This is a genomic window from Rhodococcus sp. LB1 (assembly GCF_001583455.1).
Lineage (GTDB): Bacteria > Actinomycetota > Actinomycetes > Mycobacteriales > Mycobacteriaceae > Rhodococcus_F > Rhodococcus_F opacus.
This window is the reverse complement of record NZ_LTCZ01000346.1, coordinates 65288-86018: the sequence shown is the minus strand read 5'-3', so window position 1 is coordinate 86018 and position 20731 is coordinate 65288. Positions and strand designations below refer to the sequence as shown.

General features: G+C 67.1%; 25 protein-coding genes and 1 riboswitch. Of the genes, 15 read left to right on the top strand and 10 right to left on the bottom strand.

Annotated elements, in window-relative coordinates:
* Window position 1 precedes the first annotated feature (1 nt).
* Window positions 2-565: a PaaI family thioesterase gene (locus AZG88_RS35255; protein ID WP_037179973.1), complete on the bottom strand. Its 564-nt coding sequence runs from the start codon at window positions 563-565 to the stop codon at window positions 2-4.
* A gap of 85 nt (window positions 566-650) precedes the next feature.
* Here AZG88_RS35255 and disA point away from each other — a divergent pair, with 85 nt between their 5' ends.
* A complete protein-coding gene (gene disA, locus AZG88_RS35250) occupies window positions 651-1736 on the top strand; it encodes a DNA integrity scanning diadenylate cyclase DisA (RefSeq protein ID WP_005244912.1) in 1086 nt (361 codons plus the stop codon).
* Window positions 1737-1751: 15 nt separating this feature from the next.
* Here the strand turns inward: disA and AZG88_RS35245 are convergent, their stop codons facing one another.
* Window positions 1752-2471 (bottom strand): FadR/GntR family transcriptional regulator, encoded by a 720-nt coding sequence (locus tag AZG88_RS35245; RefSeq protein ID WP_061700405.1) that lies wholly within the window; start codon window positions 2469-2471, stop codon window positions 1752-1754.
* A gap of 221 nt (window positions 2472-2692) precedes the next feature.
* On the opposite strand from AZG88_RS35245, the gene AZG88_RS35240 reads away from it, so the two are divergent.
* The 3 genes from AZG88_RS35240 to AZG88_RS35230 are packed head-to-tail and all read left to right on the top strand — an operon-like array spanning window position 2693 to window position 6560.
* The gene (locus AZG88_RS35240) at window positions 2693-4141 is read left to right on the top strand and encodes an aspartate ammonia-lyase (RefSeq protein ID WP_025431758.1); all 1449 of its coding nucleotides are present in this window, start codon (window positions 2693-2695) and stop codon (window positions 4139-4141) included.
* A complete protein-coding gene (locus tag AZG88_RS35235) occupies window positions 4138-5583 on the top strand; it encodes an amino acid permease (RefSeq protein ID WP_061700404.1) in 1446 nt (481 codons plus the stop codon). Before AZG88_RS35240 ends, AZG88_RS35235 begins: the two co-directional genes overlap by 4 nt.
* A 14-nt stretch (window positions 5584-5597) precedes the next feature.
* The gene (locus AZG88_RS35230; protein ID WP_061700403.1) at window positions 5598-6560 is read left to right on the top strand and encodes an asparaginase; all 963 of its coding nucleotides are present in this window, start codon (window positions 5598-5600) and stop codon (window positions 6558-6560) included.
* Here AZG88_RS35230 and AZG88_RS35225 read toward each other — a convergent pair.
* Both AZG88_RS35225 and AZG88_RS35220 read right to left on the bottom strand, forming a co-directional pair.
* Window positions 6553-7311 carry a hypothetical protein gene (locus AZG88_RS35225; protein WP_061700402.1) on the bottom strand — a complete coding sequence of 253 codons (759 nt, stop codon included), beginning with the start codon at window positions 7309-7311 and terminating at the stop codon, window positions 6553-6555. The two genes, AZG88_RS35230 and AZG88_RS35225, sit on opposite strands and share 8 nt — an antisense overlap.
* A gap of 59 nt (window positions 7312-7370) precedes the next feature.
* Complete coding sequence (locus AZG88_RS35220) at window positions 7371-7997, bottom strand: carbonic anhydrase (protein WP_005244926.1); 627 nt, start codon at window positions 7995-7997, stop codon at window positions 7371-7373.
* A gap of 100 nt (window positions 7998-8097) precedes the next feature.
* Between AZG88_RS35220 and AZG88_RS35215 the strand changes: the two genes are divergently transcribed.
* Window positions 8098-8976, top strand: a complete 879-nt coding sequence (locus AZG88_RS35215) for an A/G-specific adenine glycosylase (RefSeq protein ID WP_025431756.1) — start codon at window positions 8098-8100, stop codon at window positions 8974-8976.
* Between the two features lie 12 nt (window positions 8977-8988).
* Here AZG88_RS35215 and AZG88_RS35210 read toward each other — a convergent pair whose 3' ends face one another.
* Window positions 8989-9744 carry an alpha/beta fold hydrolase gene (locus AZG88_RS35210; protein WP_061700401.1) on the bottom strand — a complete coding sequence of 252 codons (756 nt, stop codon included), beginning with the start codon at window positions 9742-9744 and terminating at the stop codon, window positions 8989-8991.
* 32 nt (window positions 9745-9776) lie between these two features.
* Between AZG88_RS35210 and AZG88_RS35205 the strand changes: the two genes are divergently transcribed.
* The 3 genes from AZG88_RS35205 (at window position 9777) to AZG88_RS35195 (ending at window position 11278) form a co-directional block, all read left to right on the top strand.
* On the top strand, window positions 9777-10091 hold the full coding sequence (locus AZG88_RS35205; protein WP_005244929.1) for an antibiotic biosynthesis monooxygenase family protein: 315 nt from the start codon (window positions 9777-9779) through the stop codon (window positions 10089-10091).
* Window positions 10092-10142: 51 nt separating this feature from the next.
* A riboswitch (cobalamin riboswitch) is annotated at window positions 10143-10275 on the top strand.
* 23 nt (window positions 10276-10298) lie between these two features.
* Window positions 10299-10493 carry a CbtB domain-containing protein gene (locus AZG88_RS35200; protein ID WP_005244930.1) on the top strand — a complete coding sequence of 65 codons (195 nt, stop codon included), beginning with the start codon at window positions 10299-10301 and terminating at the stop codon, window positions 10491-10493.
* Window positions 10484-11278: a CbtA family protein gene (locus AZG88_RS35195; protein WP_061044536.1), complete on the top strand. Its 795-nt coding sequence runs from the start codon at window positions 10484-10486 to the stop codon at window positions 11276-11278. The genes AZG88_RS35200 and AZG88_RS35195 overlap by 10 nt, the downstream gene beginning before the upstream one ends.
* Before the next feature lie 16 nt (window positions 11279-11294).
* Here the strand turns inward: AZG88_RS35195 and AZG88_RS35190 are convergent, their stop codons facing one another.
* Window positions 11295-12236, bottom strand: coding sequence for a DUF5996 family protein (locus tag AZG88_RS35190; protein WP_061700400.1), 942 nt, complete (start codon window positions 12234-12236; stop codon window positions 11295-11297).
* 142 nt (window positions 12237-12378) lie between these two features.
* Between AZG88_RS35190 and AZG88_RS35185 the strand changes: the two genes are divergently transcribed.
* Window positions 12379-12834 (top strand): hypothetical protein, encoded by a 456-nt coding sequence (locus AZG88_RS35185; RefSeq protein WP_061700399.1) that lies wholly within the window; start codon window positions 12379-12381, stop codon window positions 12832-12834.
* On the opposite strand, the gene AZG88_RS35180 is transcribed toward AZG88_RS35185, so the two are convergent.
* Entirely contained in the window at window positions 12831-13496 is a 666-nt protein-coding gene (locus AZG88_RS35180) for a DsbA family oxidoreductase (RefSeq protein ID WP_061700398.1), read from the bottom strand. The two genes, AZG88_RS35185 and AZG88_RS35180, sit on opposite strands and share 4 nt — an antisense overlap.
* Window positions 13497-13732: 236 nt before the next feature.
* Here AZG88_RS35180 and AZG88_RS35175 point away from each other — a divergent pair, with 236 nt between their 5' ends.
* From AZG88_RS35175 to AZG88_RS35155, 5 genes are read left to right on the top strand one after another with little or no spacing between them, the layout of a single operon-like run.
* Window positions 13733-13927: a CbtB domain-containing protein gene (locus AZG88_RS35175; RefSeq protein ID WP_005244942.1), complete on the top strand. Its 195-nt coding sequence runs from the start codon at window positions 13733-13735 to the stop codon at window positions 13925-13927.
* Between the two features lie 23 nt (window positions 13928-13950).
* Entirely contained in the window at window positions 13951-14394 is a 444-nt protein-coding gene (locus AZG88_RS55175; RefSeq protein WP_025431752.1) for an SH3-like domain-containing protein, read from the top strand.
* Window positions 14391-14690 carry an SH3-like domain-containing protein gene (locus tag AZG88_RS55170; RefSeq protein ID WP_025431751.1) on the top strand — a complete coding sequence of 100 codons (300 nt, stop codon included), beginning with the start codon at window positions 14391-14393 and terminating at the stop codon, window positions 14688-14690. The genes AZG88_RS55175 and AZG88_RS55170 overlap by 4 nt, the downstream gene beginning before the upstream one ends.
* Complete coding sequence (gene scnC / locus AZG88_RS35160; RefSeq protein ID WP_005244945.1) at window positions 14687-15376, top strand: thiocyanate hydrolase subunit gamma; 690 nt, start codon at window positions 14687-14689, stop codon at window positions 15374-15376. Before AZG88_RS55170 ends, scnC begins: the two co-directional genes overlap by 4 nt.
* A complete protein-coding gene (locus AZG88_RS35155; RefSeq protein ID WP_005262166.1) occupies window positions 15373-15708 on the top strand; it encodes an SH3-like domain-containing protein in 336 nt (111 codons plus the stop codon). The genes scnC and AZG88_RS35155 overlap by 4 nt, the downstream gene beginning before the upstream one ends.
* Before the next feature lie 10 nt (window positions 15709-15718).
* On the opposite strand, the gene AZG88_RS35150 is transcribed toward AZG88_RS35155, so the two are convergent.
* Window positions 15719-16156 carry an OsmC family protein gene (locus AZG88_RS35150; protein WP_005244949.1) on the bottom strand — a complete coding sequence of 146 codons (438 nt, stop codon included), beginning with the start codon at window positions 16154-16156 and terminating at the stop codon, window positions 15719-15721.
* Between the two features lie 39 nt (window positions 16157-16195).
* A complete protein-coding gene (locus tag AZG88_RS35145; protein ID WP_005244951.1) occupies window positions 16196-17146 on the bottom strand; it encodes a helix-turn-helix transcriptional regulator in 951 nt (316 codons plus the stop codon).
* A 61-nt stretch (window positions 17147-17207) separates the two neighbouring features.
* Between AZG88_RS35145 and AZG88_RS35140 the strand changes: the two genes are divergently transcribed.
* The gene (locus tag AZG88_RS35140; protein ID WP_061044539.1) at window positions 17208-17789 is read left to right on the top strand and encodes a TIGR03086 family metal-binding protein; all 582 of its coding nucleotides are present in this window, start codon (window positions 17208-17210) and stop codon (window positions 17787-17789) included.
* Window positions 17790-17858: 69 nt separating this feature from the next.
* On the opposite strand, the gene AZG88_RS35135 is transcribed toward AZG88_RS35140, so the two are convergent.
* Window positions 17859-20396 (bottom strand): ATP-dependent Clp protease ATP-binding subunit, encoded by a 2538-nt coding sequence (locus AZG88_RS35135; protein ID WP_005244954.1) that lies wholly within the window; start codon window positions 20394-20396, stop codon window positions 17859-17861.
* Between the last annotated feature and the right edge of the window lie 335 nt (window positions 20397-20731).

Genomic DNA, 20731 nt, shown 5'->3' with positions numbered 1-20731 from the left:
CTCAGATCGACGACGTGCCGAACGGGCGCTCCGGCACACCGTCGACGAAGTCCTTGGTCTTCTCGAAGTGCTCGGCCGTCACGGTGAGGAACAGCCCCCGCGACGTCGCCACGACCACGTCGGGATCGGCAGTCGGCCCCTCGACGATGCGCGCCTCGGCGCTCGCGTACACCTTGCGGCGGATCGATCCGTCGATGCGCGCGTGGAATTCGAGGACGGAACCCAGCGGGATGGGCTTGGCGAAGTCGATCTCCAGATGACCCGTGACCACCGGTCCGTCGACGATCGATCGGCACACCATGCCCAGCGCCTCGTCGAACGCGGTCGAGAGGATGCCGCCGTGGATCACTCCCGGACCGCCCTGGTAGCGAGGGGCCACCTCGAGCCGGCCCCACACGTCGAGCCCCTCCCCGGCCGTGAAGCTCATCGACATCCCGGCAGGAGACTGGTCGCCGCACCCGAAGCACCGTGACCAGTGCTGCGGCACGGGCTGACCTGCGGCGGGGAAACTGCCGACCGGTGCGGGCAGGGTCAGGTCGTCGGGCAAAGTCCAGGTACTACTCATGGATAGGTAATCTAAACGCGGGTCCGGACGTGTTTCCGCGACGGTCCCCGACAAGTGACGTCTACCTCAGCGGGAGTATTGCGCGATGAACGATGCCGAGTCGTCGTCTGCGCTGCGCGAAACGATAGCCCGGCTGGCTCCCGGAACAGCACTTCGCGACGGCCTGGAACGCATTCTGCGCGGTCGCACGGGCGCCCTGATCGTCCTCGGCTACGACGAGCAGATGGAAGAGATCTGCGACGGCGGCTTCGAGCTCGACGTGGAGTTCGCGCCGACCCGCCTGCGTGAGCTGTCGAAGATGGACGGCGCCGTGGTTCTGTCCACCGACGGGTCCCGCATCGTGCGCGCCAACGTCCAGCTGGTCCCCGACCACAAGATCCCGACCGTCGAGTCCGGCACGCGTCACCGTGCCGCCGAGCGGACGGCCATGCAGACCGGGTACCCCGTGGTGTCGGTCAGCCAGTCGATGAGCATCGTCAGCGTGTACGTCGGCGGCATCCGGCACGTCATCGACGGGTCCGCCACGATCCTGTCGCGTGCCAATCAGGCGGTGGCCACCCTCGAGCGGTACAAGGCGCGGCTCGACGAGGTGACCCGCCAGCTGTCGGTGGTCGAGATCGAGGATTTCGTCACGCTCCGCGACGCCCTGACCGTGGTACAGCGGTTGGAGATGGTGCGCCGCGTGTCCGTCGAGATCGAGCAGGACGTGCTCGAGCTCGGCACGGACGGGCGTCAGCTCGCACTGCAACTCGAGGAACTCGTCGGCGACAACGACGTGGCGCGAGAACTCATCGTGCGCGACTATCTGGCCGGCACCGGCCCGGCGCCCGCCGACGACGTCGAGAAGTCCCTCTCCGCGCTCGACAGGATCACGGACGCAGACCTTCTCGACCTCACGACGTTGGCCCGCGCGTTCGGCTACCCGGGCACCATCGAAGCGCTCGAGGCCCCGATGAGCCCTCGCGGCTACCGCGTCCTCACCCGCGTTCCCCGACTGCAGTTCAACCAGATTCACCGGCTCGTCGGCTCGTTCGGGACGCTGCAGTCACTGCTGGCCGCGACAGCCGCCGACCTGCAGTCGGTGGAGGGGATCGGTGGGCTGTGGGCCCGGCACATCCGTGAGGGCCTGTCCCGGCTCGCCGAGACGTCGATCTCGGGCCCGTACGACTAGGGCTAGTTCCCGCCGTTACCGTCGGCGGTCCGGGCCGGCATCTCCGACCACGGATTCCAGTGCGACCCGGACGGCATCCAGGTGTTCGGCCATGGCGCGGGCGGCCTTGTCGTAACTTCCGGAGGCGATGCCCTCCACGATCCGGTCGTGCTCGTCGTTCGACTTCTGCTGCCGCCCCGCAACGAGATTCAGCGTTTCGGACTGCCGGGTGAGTGCCTCGCGGATGTCGACGATCACGGATTCGAACACGCGGTTCCGGCTCGTCCTGGCGATGAACGCGTGGAACTGCGCATCCAGGGACACCCACACGAGGGGATCGTCCTCGTCCCGCATCTGGTCCACGAGGCCGCGCAGGGCGGCCAGGTCCTCGACGGTGTGCCGCTGCGCCGCCCATCCGGCGGCGGGTATCTCCACGTGCGGACGCGCCTCGACGAGTTCGTTGGCCGCATAGTTCCCGAAGTCGAGGTCGCGGGCGATCGAATCGCTGACGACGAACGTTCCGAGGCCCGACTTCGTCTCCGTGAGTCCGAGCGCATGGCAGGACCGCAGGGCCTCCCGGATCACCGACCTGCTGACCCCGTGCCGCGCGGCGAGGGACGCTTCGGAGGGAAGTCGTTCGCCGACCGTCAGTTCACCCGACGTGATCGCGTCGCGAAGGTCCGCGAGGACCGCCTCCGCGGCACTGACCCGCGCCGTGACGGGGCGCCTGGCTGCCCAGCTGTCTGACAGGTTCATGTGGATATTCTGCTCACGCGCCGGCGGCAACGTCAATCCGAGGCACCGCCGGGGGTTGACGCCTGCGAGTGAGCGCGGTAACAATTGCACCTGTCTGACAGCCTGGCAGGTGGATAGCCGGGTGGCTCGACCGAGAAATCTACCCTCTTCGAGAAGCAGACTCCATCCGCCGCATCCGTGCAGAGCAACGGCTCGCGCGAATCCCCGTGAGGAATGATCAAGTGCTCGAAACGCGAACAGAACACGATCTGCTCGGCGACCGCCAAGTGCCTGCGGATTCCTACTGGGGAATCCACACGCTGCGGGCCGTGGAGAACTTCCCCATCACCGGCCGGCCGATCTCCACCAACCCCTATCTGATTCGCGGGCTCGCCTACGTCAAATGGGCCGCGGCGAGCGCCAACGAGAAACTCGGGATCCTCGACCACCGCCGGGCCGACGCCATCGGGGAGGCGTGCCGGGAGATCGTCGACGGCCGCTGGCACGAGCAGTTCGTCGTCGACGTCATCCAGGGCGGCGCCGGGACGTCGACCAACATGAACGCCAACGAGGTGATCGCCAACCGGGCACTCGAGATCCTCGGCCACGGGCGCGGGGAGTACGCGGAGCTCCATCCCAACGAGCACGTGAACCTCAGCCAGTCGACCAACGACGTCTACCCCACCGCGGTCAACATCGCGACGATCTTCGCGATCGACGACCTGCTGGATGCGATGCGCGTCCTGCAGGAGGCCTTCGCGACCAAGGCGGTCGAGTTCGCCGACACCGTGAAGATGGGGCGCACCCAACTCCAGGACGCGGTGCCGATGACGCTCGGCCAGGAATTCGCCACGTACTCGGTGATGATCGACGAGGACCGCACCCGCCTCGACGAGGCCGCTCTCCTCGTCCACGAGATCAACCTCGGCGCCACCGCGATCGGCACGGGCCTGAACGCCCCCGCGGGCTACGCCGAGGCAGCGTGCGACACGCTGCGGGAACTCACCGGATTCCCCCTCGTCCTGGCCACCGACCTGGTCGAGGCAACCCAGGACGTCGGTCAGTTCGTCCACCTCTCGGGCGTGCTCAAGCGGATCGCGGTCAAGTTGTCCAAGGTGTGCAACGACCTCCGCCTGCTGTCGTCGGGGCCGCGCGCGGGCCTGAACGAGATCAATCTCCCACCGGTACAGGCCGGTTCGTCGATCATGCCCGGCAAGGTCAATCCGGTGATCCCCGAAGTCCTCAACCAGGTGGCCTACGAGGTCATCGGCAACGACGTCACCATCACGATGGCCGCCGAATCCGGGCAGCTCCAGCTCAATGCGTTCGAACCCATCATCGTGCACTCCCTGTCCGAGGGGATGCGCCACCTCGGCGCCGCCTGCCGGATCCTGGCCGACCGCTGTGTCCTCGGCATCACGGCCAACACCGATCTGCTGCGTGCCCGGGTCGAGGACTCCATCGGACTCGTCACCGCGCTCAATCCGTACATCGGCTACACCGCCTCGACCCGGATCGCACAGGAAGCGCTGGTCTCCGGCCGCCGGGTCGCCGACCTCGTGATCGAGGCCGGTCTGCTCGACCGTGAAGAACTCGACCGCCTCCTCAGCCCAGAGCATCTCGCCAACTTGAGAGCGTCCGGTTCGCCACGGCAGACACCCGTCGCCGCTGCCGCGGAGGTGGTCTCGTGACGATCGAGAAGGACGACACCTCCGGCGCAGACATCTTCGTCGAGGAAGACCTCGGCTACCGGAAAGCGCTCGGCCCGAGACAGATCCAGATGATCGCGATCGGCGGAGCGATCGGCACCGGCCTGTTCATGGGCGCGGGCGGACGCCTCCAGCAGGCCGGCCCCGCACTCGTCCTCGTCTACGCCCTCTGCGGGTTCTTCGCCTTCCTGATCCTGCGAGCCCTGGGCGAACTCGTGATGCACCGACCCACCTCCGGGTCGTTCGTGTCGTACTCGCGGGAATTCTTCGGCGAGAAGATGGCCTTCGCCGCGGGCTGGCTGTACTGGATGAACTGGGCGATGACAGCCGTCGTCGACGTCACCGCCGTCGCGCTGTACATGAACTTCTTCAAGAAGTACTGGGCACCGCTCGGAAACGTCGACCAATGGGTCTTCGCCCTCGCCGCGGTCGTACTGGTCCTCGGGCTGAATCTCGTCTCCGTCAAGGTGTTCGGTGAACTGGAGTTCTGGTTCGCCCTCATCAAGGTCGTCGCCCTCGCCGCGTTCCTCGGCTTCGGCATCTACTTCGTGCTGTTCGGAACGCCGATCGAAGGACATTCGTCGGGCTTCAGCATGATCACCGACAACGGCGGACTCTTCCCCAACGGAATCCTGCCCGCCGTCGTGGTGATCCAGGGCGTCGTCTTCGCCTACGCTTCGATCGAACTCGTGGGAACCACTGCGGGCGAGACGAAGAACCCGCAGAAGGTCATCCCCAAGGCGATCAACACGGTCATCATCCGGATCCTCGTATTCTACGTCGGCTCCGTCCTGCTGCTGTCGCTGCTGCTCCCCTTTACCGAGTACCACGCCGGCGAGAGCCCGTTCGTCACGTTCTTCGGCTCCATCGATGTGCAGGGCGCCGACGCGATCATGAACCTCGTGGTGCTCACGGCCGCGCTGTCCTCGCTCAACGCCGGCCTGTACTCCACCGGCCGAATACTGCACTCGATGGCCATGGCCGGATCGGCGCCCTCGTTCGCCGCCCGGATGAACAAGGCCGGGGTGCCCTACGGCGGCATCGCCCTCACCGGATTCGTCATCCTGCTCGGCGTCGGACTCAACGCCGTCGTTCCCGCGCAGGCGTTCGAGATCGTCCTGAACCTCGCTGCGCTCGGGATCATCAGCGCCTGGGCCGTAATCGTGCTGTGCCAGCTGAAACTGTGGAAATTCGCCAAGGAAGGGAAACTTGCCCGGCCCGGTTTCCGGATGTTCGGCGCCCCCTACACCGGTCTCCTGACCCTGGCGTTCCTCGCGTGCGTCGTCATACTGATGGCGTTCGATCACCCCGTCGGAACCTGGACCGTCGGGTCCATCGCGATCATCGCCCCGCTGTTGGTGATCGGCTGGTTCGGCGCGCGGAACCGCATCCGCACCCTGGCCTCGGACCGCCCGACCGTTTAGCAGAAAGGACAACAGTGCCGAAAGTCGCCGTCGTCACCACCGGAGGCACCATCGCCAGCAGGCGGGACGGGCAGGGTGTCAGCAGACCGGTGGTCGCAGGCCCGGACCTGCTGGGCAGTGCGTGGACCGGGACGGAACTCCGTGTCGTCGACGTGATGTCGAAGGACAGTTCGAGCATGACGTTCGCCGACATGGACCGGGTCCGCGACGCCGTCACCGCGGAACTGCGCGACCCCGAACTCGACGCGGTGGTCGTGCTCCACGGAACCGACACCATGGAGGAGACCGCGTACCTGGTCGATCTCCACCACGCCGACCCGCGGCCGGTGGTGTTCACGGGTGCGCAGCGCACGTTCGACCACCCGGAATCCGATGCCCAGGCCAATCTGGCCGACGCGGTGGCCGCGGGATCGGATCCCGCTCTGCGCGGCGCGGGTGTCCTCATCGCGTTCGGAGGCGCCCTGCACCGGGCGTCGGGAACGCGGAAGGTCGACACGACGTCACTCGACGCGTTCCGATCCGTCCACCCTGCCGGTGTCACCCCGCGGCGAAGTCTCGATCCGCTGCCGTGGCATCCGATCTCCGGAACCCGCGTCGACATCGTCGCCGCCTATCCCGGGGCCGACCGCGTCCAGATCGACGCGTGCCGGGCCGCCGGGGCCCAAGGACTGGTGCTCGACGGGCTCGGATCCGGGAACGCGAACCCGGCGATCGTCGAGGCGGTCCGGGACTGCGCCTCCGCCAGGATCCCGGTCGTGGTCACCACCCGGGTGCCGCAGGGCCCGACCTCCGCCACCTACGGCGGTGGAGGCGGCGGGCACGACCTCGTCTCGGCGGGTGCACTGTTTTCCACCGACCTCAGAGCAGGTCAGGCCCGCATCCTTCTCGCGGCGCTGCTCGCCGACCCCGAGCACACCGACCTCGACAAGGAATTCGATCGACGCTCACGCATCGACCCCGCACCGAGGATCAGCTGAGGTTGAACGGCTCCGGCGCGCTGCGGAGCTGACCGAGTTGGCCGACCACGGTGTACGCACCGGGCCCCACCGGATCACGCTGGGGTTCCGGTTGCGTCAGGCAGTCGGGGGCGGAGGTCTTGGCCGACCACTTCACGGTGAACTGAGCCTGCTCACCGGGCGCGAGGGTGCGCACGTCGGCCGCGGACTGCGGGAAGCAGTCGATGTTGGACCACAGCCGCACGGCACCGTCGATCGTGTAGACGAGCACCTGCTGGAGGCTGCTGCCCAGATCACGTTCGCACGGTGTGGTGCCGATGTTGGTGACGACCGTCGTGAAGCTCGGCTCCTCACCCGCCAGGTACGTCGGCTTGTCGGCGGCCACCTTGATGGCCAGCGACTGGTCCGGGCACTGTCCCGCGGCGACCGGCTGGCCGCTGGGAGCCGCGCTACTCGAGGCACCGCTGCTCGACGCCCCGGACGAACCGGACGCGCCCGAGGAGGCCTCGCCGCCGGCGGCAGCGGCGCCACCGCCACCGGAACCGCCCGAACTGCCGCTGGACGTGGACGAACCCGAGGCTGTCGGGGAAATCGACACAGGAGTGGTCAACGAGGAACTCGCTGCCGCCGGATCCGTCTCGGAGTCACCGCCACCACGAAGCGAGTTGATCAACCACACGACGAGCAGCAACACGACGATGGCGCCGCCGATCGCCAGCGCCCTGCGGCGCCAGTAAATCTCGGGGGGCAACGGTCCATTCGGTTCCAGCACGACGTCAACGGTAGTTCGGCGTCGCGCGGCAACGGCTCAGCGGGTGCGGCGTGTCGCGGTCAGTCCGTGAGCTCACCGATGTCCCCGACGGCGCCCTGCAGGTGGGTGCGGCCGTCGGACAGCTTGTACGTGACACCCGCGATGGCGCACGCGCCGCTCTCCACCTTCTCCGCGATGATGCGCGACCGCTGCATGAGCAGCGCCCCGGTCTCCACCACGTGGCGGCCCTCGAGTTCGTCGACGGTACTGAGGCCCTCGCGGCGTCCCATGAGGATCGACGGCGCGACACGTTCCACGATGCTGCGGATGAACCCGGGCGGCACGTTGCCGTCGTCGAGGGCGTCGAGCGTCGCCTTGACGGCACCGCAGCTGTCGTGACCGAGCACGACGATGAGCGGCACGTTCAGCACCCCGACGGCGTACTCGATGGACCCGAGCACGGCGTCGTCGATCACGTGACCGGCGGTGCGGACGACGAACATGTCGCCCAGACCCTGATCGAAGATGATCTCGGCGGCGACGCGGGAGTCTCCGCATCCGAACAGGACGGCCGTGGGGTGCTGGCCGCCGACGAGCTTCGCGCGATCGGCGATGCCCTGGCTGGGATGGAGCGAGGTGCCGCTCACGAATCTGTCGTTACCCTGACGCAGGGCCTTCCACGCGGACACGGGGTTGGAATTAGGCATGGGATCATTGTGCACCGAGCGTGTCGCACCGTCGCGACGGGAATGTGACGACCGCGGAAAATCTGTTTCCCCCGTGAACGAAGGGACTTGTGAGGACGAAGTGGCCGTTGACTCCTCCGCGCTGATCAACTGGTACGACGTACAGGCCCGGGATCTGCCGTGGCGCCGCGACGGCGTCACCGCCTGGCACATCCTGATGAGCGAGATCATGCTGCAGCAGACGCCCGTCGTCCGGGTGGCCCCGATCTGGGAGGAATGGGTGCAGCGCTGGCCCGTCCCGTCCCGCATGGCCGCGTCGAGTCAGGCCGACGTACTGCGCGCGTGGGGCAAGCTCGGCTACCCGCGCCGCGCGCTGCGACTCCACGAGTGCGCCGGAGTACTGGCCGCCGAGCACGGCGACGTGGTTCCGAGCGACGTCGACACTCTCCTCGGCCTGCCCGGCATCGGTGCCTACACCGCGCGGGCCGTCGCCTGCTTCGCCTACGGACAGCGGGTCCCCGTCGTCGACACGAACGTCCGGCGGGTGGTCGCCAGGGCCGTACACGGAAGCGCCGAGCCGGGAAATCCCTCGACCACGCGTGACCTCGCCGACGTGTCCGCGCTGCTCCCCCGCACCCGGGCACGGGCGGCCACGTTCTCCGCGGCCCTCATGGAGCTGGGGGCCACCGTGTGCACCGCCCGCTCCCCCGAATGCGCTCGCTGCCCGCTGCCCAGCTGCGCCTGGGTGGATGCCGGACGTCCGGCGCACACCGGTGAGCGCCGGAAGGTCCAGAAGTTCGCAGGCACCGACCGTCAGGTGCGCGGCAAGCTCATGGCCGTACTCCGTGAGAGCTCCGCCCCGGTCGAACGGGTCCGGCTCGACCAGGTGTGGCCGGGCGATCCGGGCCAACGCGACCGCGCCCTCCACTCCCTGCTCGTCGACGGACTCGTCGAGCAGACCGACGACGGCCTCTTCGCCCTGGCCGGCGAGGGAAGCTAGCCGCCGGGCGGCTCAGCCGAGCCCGTCGAGGAATGCCTCGACCACCTTCCGGTACTGCTCCGGCTGGTCGTCGTGGACGAGGTGCCCGGCCTGCTCGATACGGACGTACTCGGCGCCGGGATGCCGCTCCGCCATGGTCCGCATCTGACCGTCTGGGGTGATGGTGAACTCCCCCTCGATCAGCAGGGCCGGAACCGTGATCGACGCCCACTGGTCCCAGAAGTGCCTGCCGCCCCACTCCTCGGAGATGTCGCGGAACGTGTCGACGTCCCCGTGCAGGTACCAGCCGTCGGCGCGTTTCTCGAAAGAATCCAGGAAGTACTGTCCGGCAACCGGACCGAAGAATTCGAGCAGGTCTTCCCGGGTCGCGAACGGCTGCGGCCAGTTCGAGATCATCGCCGCCCAGTCCGCGGCGGTCCGGCCCCGGAAGTCGGGGGCCATGTCTTCGAGCACGAGCGCCGATACCTTCTCTGGGTGTTCGGCCGCAAGGCACCACGCGTGCAGGGCGCCCATCGAGTGACCGATCACCACCCACGGCTCGGTGAAGGGCGCGACCGCGGCGGCCAGGTCTTCCACGAACGCTTCCGTCGTCAACCGCGACGGTGCGGGCCTACCGTGACCTGCGGCGTCGAACGTGAAGACGTGGCCGTGCTCGCGCAACCACGGCACGTGCCGGCCCCACGTCCGGGCGCTGCCCATCAGCCCGTGCAGCAGCAGAATCGGCTGTCCCGTCCCACCCTCGTCGTGCAACGCACTCTCACCCACCACCCCTCCGACGCTAGCGGAGTAATCTCGCCCGCATGGCAGTGGTGAAGATCAACGCAATCGAAATCCCCGAGGGCGCGGGCCCCGAACTCGAGAAGCGCTTCGCGGCGCGCGCGCACGCCGTGGAGAACTCCCCCGGCTTCCTCGGATTCCAGCTTCTGCGCCCCGTCAAGGGCGAGAACCGCTACTTCGTCGTCACCCAGTGGGAGAGCGAAGAGGCATTCGCGGCGTGGCGCGACGGTCCGGCCCGGGAAGCACACGCGGGTGAGCAGAAGAAGCCGGTGGCGTCCGGAGCTTCGCTGCTCGAGTTCGAGGTCGTTCTCGACGTCGCGGCGGCGAACAAGAACTGAGAGCCAGGGCCGAGCGGGAGGATTGACACGACGGCCCGCCGGGTGCAAAAGTTCGCAGGACAAAGCGATGGTTCGGCAGGAATCCGGTGCAATCCCGGAGCGGTCGCGCCACTGTAAATCGGAGTAGTCCTTCACGGGAGCCACCTCGACAGCCAGATACTGCGGCCATCGCCTGGACCTAGGGGACGCGAAATCCCAGGAGGAACTATGGCACTCGCCTACGCACCCGGCTCGTCGGTCGACACGACCCGTCTCGCCGTCATCTCTTTCGCGATCGTTCTGTTCGCGATGCTCGCTCTCTATCTCGTTGGCTTCGACCAGGGCGCGATTTCGCGCAGTGGCATGTACATGCATGAACTGATGCACGACGGCCGCCACCTCCTGGGCCTGCCATGCCACTGACCGATTCCTTCGCGAAACTCCTCATCCGCGGTCTGCTGGCCGGCCTGATCGCAGGCATCCTGGCCGGTGGCGTCGCCTTCGTCCTCGGTGAGTCGCACATCGATGCGGCCATCGCGATCGAAGAGTCGAACAGCGCTGCCGAAGCCGAAGTCCACTCGCACGACGCCACGCAGGCAGAGGAGCCGGCCGGGCACTCGCACGACGAGGAAGAAGCACTGGTCAGCCGTGACGGACAGCGCTTCGGACTGTTCCTCGCCACGTCCCTCGCGGGCCTGGCTCTGGGAGCGATCTTCGCCGTCGTCGCGAATTACGCGCGTCGGCTGACGACGCTGTCGGGGCCGTTGCTCGGGCTGACACTGGCCACGTTGGGCTGGTTGGCAATCGAGGCGGTGCCGTTCTTCAAGTACCCCGCCAACCCACCGGCTGTCGGAGACCCCGAAACGATCACCCAGCGCACCTGGCTGTGGCTCGCCGCAGTCGTGCTGGGCCTGCTCGCGGTGGTGGCCTCCGTCTTCGCGGCGAAGGCCGTCGCAGCGCAGGAGTTCCTGTCGGTGCGGATCGCGGCGCCGGTTCTCGCCTTCCTCGTGGTGGTGACCGTCGGATACCTCGTGCTGCCCACCGTCAACGAAGTGGGCGACGACTTCCCCGCAGTGCTTCTGTGGCAGTTCCGCCTGTCGTCCCTCGCGACGCAGGCCACGTTGTGGCTGGTCCTCGGACTGGCATTCGCGTTCCTCACGGAGCGTGCCACCCGGGTCACGACGCCCGCGTCGGCGAACGCCGCCTGACCCACCTGTCAGGGCGTCAGCGGGATTTGTCCCATCGGGCCGGGTCCGCCTCCAGGGCGGCCCGGTCCCAGCCACCCCGTTCGGCGGCCGCGTCGTACGTGCTGTGCAGGAACTTCAGCAGTGCGGCATCGGGATCGTCTGCGGTTCGGACGGTCTCGTACGGCAGCAGGAACTGTCCGTTCTCCTTGCTGTAGAACGCTCCGTCGGGCCCGGCCGGGTAGTCGGCGAAGCCGTCCGGTTCCGGGTAGGCGTACGCGTAGAACGCGCCTTCGACACCACCGCCGGGCCAGAAACCGCAGCTGCTCAGCTCGTGCGAGTAGCCCTCGACCATCACCCAGTCTCCGCAGTTCGGTGCTCCCCCAGGGTGAGTCGGTGCGGTTCGCCCGGAGAACCGGGTGCAGGCCAGGTCGAGCGCACCCCAGAAGAAGTGCACGGGACTGACCTTCCCGATGAAATGGGAACGGAACTCGTGCAGGACGCGGTCCGCCTGCACGAGTTGCCGCCAGAACTGGTGCACCGACTCACCGTCGTACGAGCAGTGCTGGGTGTCCTCCGCGAACGGGACGGCGGGGTCCACCTCGTTGGGCCGGGCCAGAATGGTCGTCGCCACACCCAGTTCGGCCAGCGTGTCCATCGTCTCCGCATAGAAATCGGCCACCGACTTCGGTTCGAGGGCAACCGTCCCGGTGCCGCCGGTGCTCGTGCGGATCACCAGTCGATGGTCGGCGAAGTCGAATTCGATGTCGAAACAGTCGGTGCCGTACGGGACTGTCGACGTCGTGAGACCGCGGGGACTCACGTACAGCGGGACCTGCCACCAGTGGTTGATCAACGGTGCGTGGGCCAAGCGGATCTTTCCGACTATCTGCGTCCACATGTGCAGGGTGTCCCGCGTCGTCGTCCAGTCGTCCACCTTCAACGCCGGCCATGCATCTCCGGGTCGTGTCTGCTCGCGCACAGTGCCTCCCTGCCGATGACGTGCATTTCAATGTGCCCCTCGTCCGGGGTGATGGCAAGCACGTCGCACCGATACCCGGGTAGGGGTGAACTCCACTCCGTGGGGTGATGTGCCGCGACGTCGCCGATACCAGCATGGGGACATGACCACTCGTACTGCACCCTCGGTCCCGCAGACGGTCGAGCGCGCGTACTGGCTGCTCGGACTCGCCCTGTTCGCCGGCGTGGTCGAGGCCATCGCGCACACATCGACGGCATTGGACGGCCCGGACCCCGACGTCGGCAGCCTCGCCGGACAACTCGCGGTCCGCGTCGTCGTCTACGGCGCGGTGCTGTTCGTCATGACCCGATTCCGCAGTGGCAGGGCGTGGGCGCGGAACACTCTCGCGATCGGTCTCGGCGTCGTCGGCGTCGCTTCGCTCGTGATGGAGCCGCTCGCCTGGTTGTCGGCCGGCAACGACCCGATGTCCGCCGTCGCAGGTCTGACGCTCGACGTCGCGGTGATCGCGACCGCCCGGCTCACCCATCTCGTGGCGGTGATCGCGGCGGTGGCACTCATGTTCCGGCCCGACGCCAACCGGTACGTCACGCGCCGCTAGTTCACCGGCGCCGCGCTCGCCTGCGTCAGAAGCTGCAGGAACACGTCCTTCGGCTGCGCACCGGACACGGCGACGCGGCGGTTGGCGACGAAGAACGGCACCGCCGACACCTGCAGTCGACGGGCGGTCTCGAGGTCGGCGCGGACCGCGTCCGCACCGGCATCGGACTCGAGTTCGGCGCGCACGGTGTCGGCGTCGAGCCCGGCCCGCGACGCGATGTCGACGAGCACCTCGCGGTCGTCGATCACGGCTCCCTCACCGAAGTGCGCGCGGAACAGCGCCTCCACCACGGCATCTCGCTCGTCGCCCGCCAGGTGGATCAACCGGTGGGCGTCGAAGGTGTTGGCGGCGATCACGGTGTCGAAGTCGAGACTCAGCCCCTCGTCGGCCGCCGTGCGCGCAACGTGTCCGAACATCTGACGGACCTGCTCGGCAGGCATGCCCTTGCTCTCCACCAGGGCGTCGAGTTCGCTGCGCCGCTCGCCCACCGGCGTCTCCGGCGACAGCTGATACGACCGCCACACCACGTTCACCCGGTCACGCCCCTCGAACTCCGCGAGGGCGGCCAGGAAACGGTGCTTGCCGATGTAGCACCAGGGGCAGGCGACGTCGGACCAGATTTCGATCTCGATGTCGCCGTCGGTGTTCTGCTGTGTCGTCACAGTTCAGTGGAACGAATCGCCGGTGCATTCTGTTCCGCCGGGTTCGACACGGTGTTTGTCTTGGTTCGCCGCGCTGCATTTCCGCACGCCGGATTCGACCGAACGGTACGGTGATGGGATCGACACGGCGAGAGTAACGTCGTATCGATCGTGCCGCTGAGTGAGGGGCGCTCGTCGCGATGCCCGGACAATCGACGGCCGACAGTTGCGGAACCCGAACTCCTCCAGGAGTAGCCATGGTTTACGTCTCTTCACCGAGCAAGTCCGTCGAGTCACTCGGAATCGTGCTGATCGCCGTCGGAGTCGTCCTGCTCGCTCTGCTCACCCTCTACCTGGTCGGATTCGACCAGGGTGCGATCTCCCGAAGTGGCATGTACCTGCACGAATTGATGCACGACGGCCGCCATCTCCTGGGAGTTCCCTGTCACTAGTTCCACCACCACCGGAGCACGCGATGAACTCTCCAGCAGATTTCGAAGCACAGGCGAACAGGGTCGCGGAGTACGGCCCGGTCCATCACGCAGAGATGGATTCGCCGTATTACCTGTCCAATTCCGCGTTCGACGCGTTGCGACACGTTCTCCACGACGTCGGCGGCCAGACCGCCCTTCCCGTCAAGTACGAGGAGAAGGTCGAAGAGGACTGGGAGATGAGTACATACGTCACGTGCGAGTGCCTCGGGTGGCGCGGTGTGTGGAACTCCGAGGAGCGCCGCCGCGCCGAGAACGACCTGGGCGCAACGCTGTACTTCGGGTTGCCGTACTACGCGCGGTGGATCACGGTGGCCGCCAAGACACTCATCAACAAGGGCCTGATCACGCCCGACGAACTCTCCGCCAAGATCGACGAGGTCCGGGCCCGGTCGGGTGGCGGGAACGCGACCGGAGGCCGGTCATGACGAAATTCGAGATCGGCGACCGGGTCACCGTCAAGGACGCGACGTCGATGTTCCACACCCGAACCCAGGCATTCATCCGCGGGCGCACCGGAGTCGTCGTCGAGCACCGCCCGGAGTGGGTGATTCCCGAGGACGAGGCGTGGGGACGCGTGGACGACGGCCGGACCGAGCCGTTCTACGTCGTCCGCTTCCGGCAGACCGACCTCTGGCCCCGCTACACCGGATTCGAGATCGACACGTTGGAAACCGAGTGCTCCGAGCGCTGGCTCGAGCCGGCAGGAGAGGCGGACACATGACGCATTCGCACGACGATCACGCCCCGATCCAGGCCTCGGAGGAGGTCAGCGAATTCGAGATCCTGGAGACCGCGATTCGGGAACTGTCCATCGAACACGGACTGTTCTCCCGCGAGGATCACCGCCGTTTCTCCGAATGGGCCGAATCGGTAGGGCCCTCGGGTGGTTCGAAATTGGTCGCGAAAGCGTGGGTCGACCCGGAGTTCAAGAAGCGACTGCTGGCCGACGGCACCGAAACCTGCAAAGAAGTGGGGATCGACTGGCGCGACCCGACCGGATCGGGCACGCCGAGCGACTACACCTACTTCTACGTGCTGGAGAACACCCCGAAGGTCCACAACGTCATCGTCTGCACGTTGTGTTCGTGCTATCCGCGGCCCGTTCTCGGTATGTCTCCGGACTGGTACCGCACCCCCAACTATCGTCGCCGGTTGGTGCGCTGGCCCCGCGAGGTGATTGCGGAGTTCGGTCTACACTTCCCGTCGGATGTCGAAGTGCGCGTGCATGATTCGAATCAGAAATCACGGTTCATGGTGATGCCCATGCGCCCCGAGGGCACCGAGGGGTGGAGTGAGGAACAACTGGCGTCGATCGTCACACGCGACACCATGATCGGCGTCGCCGTCCCGCAGGTCGATTGGACTGCGACCACACCACCCTCGGACAACGGAGGAACCGCGCGATGATGACGGACAAGGCATACGACGTCATCCTGAACACGCTGACGCCGGAGACGACCCGCGACGACGTGACGCTACCGGACCTCGACCGCAAGCCCGACCCGTGGGAATCGAGCATGCAGGCCACCGCGGAATGCCTGTCCTGGCGTGGCGCCTGGGACAATCTCGACAGGCGCCACACCGAGGACCAGCTGGGCGAAACCGTCTACCGCGACTTCCCCGTCCGCTCCCGGTCCGTCGTCGCCACCGCTCACGCGTTGATGGACAAGGGCGTCATCAGCCCGGACGAACTCCAGGCGAAGATGGAGGAAGTGCGCGCACGGTTCAACCGTCAGTAGCCGACTGGACTCAGGACTCGAGTGCCGCGTCCAGCGTGATCTCGACTCCGGTGAGCGCCTTGCTGACGGGGCACGACTCCTTGGCGGCCTGAGCGGCCTTCGCGAAGCCGTCGGCGTCGAGACCGTCCACCTCGCCGCGGACCGTCAGCTTGATGCCGGTGAGCTTGAAACCCGGGTTGTCCGGTCCGAGTGAGACATCCGCCTTCACCTCGAGGCTCTGCGGGGTGCCGCCTGCCTCTGCGATGAGTGCGGACAGCTGCATCGCGTAGCAGGAGGAATGCGCCGCGGCGATCAGCTCCTCCGGGCTGGTGGTTCCACCCGCCTCTTCGGCCGCCCGCTTGGGGAACGAGACGTCGAAGGTCGCGACTCCGGAACTGGTGAGTTCCACCTGGCCGCTTCCCTGTTCGAGCGATCCGTTCCAAGCGGTCCGTGCGGTACGTGTCGGCATGCCACATCCTCTCGTGGTTCTTCGGTTTACGTGTCGAACCTACTCGTACCGGGTGGCCATCCGCAGCGCGCGGGAACGCAGGGCGGCCCGCAGAGCGTCCGGTGCCAGCACTTCCGCGTCCTCGCCGAACGCCCACAGAACCCCGCGTGCGTGGGAGTCGTCGCCGAACACCACTTCCAGGCGCACCCGGTCGCCGTCGACCGACTGCTCGGATCGGACGGCATAGGCACGCTCCACCAGGTCGTCGCGGCGCTCACGGCGCACGAGAACGTCGGTGACCACCGGTGTCCCGCGCGCCCGGAACGCCGAACGGCGACGCTCCCAGATCGCGGCCAGGTCGATGTCGGCCGATCTCTGCGCCGGCTCGTCGAGTTCGCGGACGTCCTCGATCCGCTCGAGCCGGTACGTCCGGTCGCGGCCGGCGTCCGTCGCCACCAGATACCACCGTCCCGCCGCATGGATGAGGCCCTGCGGGTCGATGACGCGCCACACCGCATCGTTGCCCCGCGACGGGTAGAGGATGCTCAGCCGCCGGCCCACGAACACCGCCTGCTGGATCAGCCCGAGATGATCGTCGACCGGCTCCGGATCGGTCAGCCACGTTCCCTGGGTGACGAACACCCGCTCCGCCACCTTCGTCGCCGCCGCCCGGTGCGCGTCGGGCATCGCCGCCACCACCTTGCGCATGGCCGAGGCGAACGCCGGTGCCATGCCCAGCGATTCCGACGTCACCGCAGAGCCTGCCGCCAGAAGGGCCTTGGCCTCGTCGACAGTCAGGCCCGTGAGGTCGGTGGTGAATCCAGGCAGCAACTCGAAGCCGCCGTCACGGCCGCGTTCGGCGTACACCGGTATCCCCGCCGTGGACAATGCGTCGATGTCCCGCAGCACGGTGCGCGGGGACACCTCGAGTTCGCGGGCCAACGCCGACGCCGACATGCGCCCGCGGTTGCGGAGCAGGAGGACGAGCGAGAGCAGGCGATCGGCGCGCATGGGAGAAGTCTGTCAGAAATACATGACAGGAGATGTCATGTTTTGCGGCGATAGTTGCCTCATGACGAACACGACAGATCCCCGGCCCCTGTACCGCGAAGCCCTCACCTGGACGACCGGCCTCATCGAGAAAGTCCGCGAGGACCAGCTGACGGCATCCACTCCGTGCGCCGACTTCGACGTCCGCACCCTGCTCGGCCACCTGGTCGCCACCGTGGAGCGTGCCCGCGTGATCGGTGAGGGCGGCGACCCGAGCACCGTTCCGCTCGTCGTCACCGACATCTCCGGCGACGGCTACGCGGACGCCTACCGGTCCGCCACGGACCGCATGTGGCCCGTCTGGACCGACGACAGCCGGCTCGACGCGACGGTGACGGCGCCGTGGGGCACCGTCCCCGGCCGTGCCGCCATCTGGGGCTACATCAACGAGACCCTCGTGCACGGCTGGGACCTGGCCGTCGCCACCGGCCAACCCTCCGAAACTCGCCCGGAACTCGCCGAGGCCATGCTCGCCGTCGCACGGCATGCGATCCCGGCGGAGACGCGCGGCGGGCACGTGCCGTTCGCGGACGTGGTCGAGCCACACCCCACCGCCGGTCCCACCGAGCGCCTCGCCAACTGGTCGGGACGCAAGAGCATCTGACCCTGCACACACGAACGGGCCGCCGGTGGAAAACCACCGGCGGCCCGTTGTCGTGCGATTGCTGCCTGTCTACTCCGAGTCGGCTGCGCCGGACTTGGCCAGGTCGACCGGAACCTCGTCGGGAACCGTGACCGGCTTCGTCTCGCCGCGGAACGTGAACTTCGCGTCCTCGCCCGCGCCTTCGCCGTCCCAGTTCTCGACGTCGACGTACACGATCTGACCGGGGCCGACCTCGCCGAAGAGGATCTTCTCCGACAGCTGGTCCTCGATCTCGCGCTGGATGGTGCGACGCAGCGGCCGCGCACCCAGGACCGGATCGAAGCCACGCTTGGCCAGCAGCGACTTGGCCTTGTCGGTGACCTCCATCGTCATGTCCTTGTTCTTCAAGGCCACCTCGACGCGTGCCACCATCAGGTCCACCATCTGAACGATCTGCTCGGTGGTGAGCTGGTGGAACACGACGATGTCGTCGATGCGGTTGAGGAACTCGGGACGGAAGTGCTTCTTCAGCTCGTCGTGGACCTTGAGCTTCATCCGCTCGTAGTTCGACTCGTCGCCCTTACCGGACGTGAAGCCGAGACCCACAGCCTTGGAGATGTCCGAGGTACCGAGGTTCGAGGTGAAGATGAGCACCGTGTTCTTGAAGTCCACGGTCCGGCCCTGACCGTCGGTGAGACGGCCGTCTTCGAGCACCTGCAGGAGCGTGTTGTAGATCTCCTGGTGTGCCTTCTCGATCTCGTCGAACAGCACCACGCTGAACGGCTTGCGGCGCACCTTCTCGGTGAGCTGGCCGCCCTCTTCGTAGCCGACGTAGCCGGGAGGGGCACCGAACAGCCGCGACGCCGTGAAGCGGTCGTGGAACTCGCCCATGTCGATCTGGATGAGTGCGTCGTCCTCACCGAACAGGAAGTTGGCGAGCGACTTGGCCAGCTCGGTCTTACCGACACCGGACGGGCCGGCGAAGATGAACGAACCGGACGGACGCTTCGGGTCCTTCAGGCCGGCACGGGTACGACGGATCGCCTTGGCGACCGCCTTGACCGCGTCTTCCTGACCGATGATCCGCTTGTGCAGCTCCTCCTCCATGCGGAGCAGACGCGTGGTCTCCTCCTCGGTGAGCTTGAACACGGGGATGCCGGTCCAGTTACCCAGGACCTCGGCGATCTGCTCGTCGTCGACCTCGGCGATGACGTCCAGGTCACCGGAACGCCACTGCTTCTCCCGCTCCGCACGCTGAGCGACGAGGGTCTTCTCCTTGTCGCGCAGGTTCGCGGCCTTCTCGAAGTCCTGCGCGTCGATCGCGGACTCCTTCTCGCGGCGGGCGTCGGCGATCTTGTCGTCGAACTCGCGGAGGTCCGGCGGTGCGGTCATCCGGCGGATGCGCATCCGGGCTCCGGCCTCGTCGATGAGGTCGATGGCCTTGTCCGGCAGGAAGCGGTCGTTGATGTAGCGATCGGCCAGGGTGGCCGCGGCGACGAGTGCACCGTCCGTGATGGACACGCGGTGGTGCGCCTCGTAACGGTCGCGAAGGCCCTTGAGGATCTCGATGGTGTGTTCCACTGTCGGCTCGCCGACCTGCACCGGCTGGAAGCGGCGCTCCAGTGCGGCGTCCTTCTCGATGTACTTGCGGTACTCGTCGAGGGTGGTGGCACCGATGGTCTGCAGCTCACCGCGGGCGAGCTTCGGCTTGAGGATCGAGGCCGCGTCGATGGCGCCCTCGGCCGCGCCTGCACCCACGAGGGTGTGCAGCTCGTCGATGAACAGAATGATGTCGCCGCGGGTGTTGATCTCCTTGAGGACCTTCTTCAGTCGCTCTTCGAAGTCACCGCGGTAACGGCTGCCGGCCACGAGCGACCCGAGGTCGAGCGTGTACAGCTGCTTGTCCTTGAGCGTCTCGGGCACCTCGCCGTTGACGATGGCCTGAGCGAGCCCCTCGACGACGGCGGTCTTACCGACACCGGGCTCGCCGATCAGCACCGGGTTGTTCTTGGTACGGCGCGACAGCACCTGCATGACGCGCTCGATTTCCTTCGAGCGGCCGATGACGGGGTCGAGCTTGCCTTCGAGGGCGGCCTGGGTGAGGTTGCGACCGAACTGGTCGAGCACCAGCGACGTGGACGGGGTGCCCGCCTCGCCACGAGTGCCGCCGGCCTCGGCCGGCTCCTTGCCCTGGTAGCCGGAGAGCAGCTGGATGACCTGCTGACGCACCCGGTTGAGGTCGGCACCGAGCTTGACCAGCACCTGCGCTGCGACGCCTTCACCCTCGCGGATGAGGCCGAGCAGGATGTGCTCCGTGCCGATGTAGTTGTGTCCGAGCTGCAGTGCCTCGCGCAGGCTGAGCTCCAGGACTTTTTTGGCACGCGGGGTGAAGGGGATGTGGCCGGACGGGGCCTGCTGGCCCTGGCCGATGATCTCCTCGACCTGGCTGCGCACTCCTTCGAGGGAGATGCCCAACGACTCCAGCGACTTGGCAGCGACACCTTCGCCCTCGTGAATGAGGCCGAGCAGGATGTGCTCCGTACCGATGTAGTTGTGGTTGAGCATCCTGGCTTCTTCTTGAGCCAGGACAACAACGCGCCGTGCGCGATCGGTGAACCTCTCGAACATCGCTCTCCCTCACACTTTCCGACGTGCAGTCACGAGACCGGGTGTCTCGTCCCTGTTCGCCGCGTTTCGCTCCGGCACTACAAGCAGATCGCCAGCGCCTGCTCGGAGGGCAGAAGCCCCGAACCGACGAAGGTTCCACGACCCCAGCTATTACTCTAGTTGGCTGCCGATCGACCTGCTGCCCCTCCACCCCTTTAGGTGGAAGAGCAGGCCTGCTTACCCGTATTTAACGCCCCAGCTCCGGCAATCGTTTCCCCTTCGCTGTACGCCTGGAGCGAACAGGTTCCGCGATGCCGATGTGGACCACCATTTCGTAGCCGCCGGGACTGGCTCGA

Excerpts from the sequence above, each read along its gene's own strand:
- AZG88_RS35255 (WP_037179973.1), bottom strand. The coding sequence starts at position 565 with ATGAGTAGTACCTGGACTTTGCCCGACGACCTGACCCTGCCCGCACCG.
- disA (WP_005244912.1), top strand. The coding sequence starts at position 651 with ATGAACGATGCCGAGTCGTCGTCTGCGCTGCGCGAAACGATAGCCCGG.
- AZG88_RS35245 (WP_061700405.1), bottom strand. The coding sequence starts at position 2,471 with ATGAACCTGTCAGACAGCTGGGCAGCCAGGCGCCCCGTCACGGCGCGG.
- AZG88_RS35220 (WP_005244926.1), bottom strand. The coding sequence starts at position 7,997 with ATGCCTAATTCCAACCCCGTGTCCGCGTGGAAGGCCCTGCGTCAGGGT.
- AZG88_RS35205 (WP_005244929.1), top strand. The coding sequence starts at position 9,777 with ATGGCAGTGGTGAAGATCAACGCAATCGAAATCCCCGAGGGCGCGGGC.
- AZG88_RS35200 (WP_005244930.1), top strand. The coding sequence starts at position 10,299 with ATGGCACTCGCCTACGCACCCGGCTCGTCGGTCGACACGACCCGTCTC.
- AZG88_RS35195 (WP_061044536.1), top strand. The coding sequence starts at position 10,484 with ATGCCACTGACCGATTCCTTCGCGAAACTCCTCATCCGCGGTCTGCTG.
- AZG88_RS35185 (WP_061700399.1), top strand. The coding sequence starts at position 12,379 with ATGACCACTCGTACTGCACCCTCGGTCCCGCAGACGGTCGAGCGCGCG.
- AZG88_RS35175 (WP_005244942.1), top strand. The coding sequence starts at position 13,733 with ATGGTTTACGTCTCTTCACCGAGCAAGTCCGTCGAGTCACTCGGAATC.
- AZG88_RS55175 (WP_025431752.1), top strand. The coding sequence starts at position 13,951 with ATGAACTCTCCAGCAGATTTCGAAGCACAGGCGAACAGGGTCGCGGAG.
- AZG88_RS55170 (WP_025431751.1), top strand. The coding sequence starts at position 14,391 with ATGACGAAATTCGAGATCGGCGACCGGGTCACCGTCAAGGACGCGACG.
- scnC (WP_005244945.1), top strand. The coding sequence starts at position 14,687 with ATGACGCATTCGCACGACGATCACGCCCCGATCCAGGCCTCGGAGGAG.
- AZG88_RS35155 (WP_005262166.1), top strand. The coding sequence starts at position 15,373 with ATGATGACGGACAAGGCATACGACGTCATCCTGAACACGCTGACGCCG.
- AZG88_RS35150 (WP_005244949.1), bottom strand. The coding sequence starts at position 16,156 with ATGCCGACACGTACCGCACGGACCGCTTGGAACGGATCGCTCGAACAG.
- AZG88_RS35145 (WP_005244951.1), bottom strand. The coding sequence starts at position 17,146 with ATGCGCGCCGATCGCCTGCTCTCGCTCGTCCTCCTGCTCCGCAACCGC.
- AZG88_RS35140 (WP_061044539.1), top strand. The coding sequence starts at position 17,208 with ATGACGAACACGACAGATCCCCGGCCCCTGTACCGCGAAGCCCTCACC.
- AZG88_RS35135 (WP_005244954.1), bottom strand. The coding sequence starts at position 20,396 with ATGTTCGAGAGGTTCACCGATCGCGCACGGCGCGTTGTTGTCCTGGCT.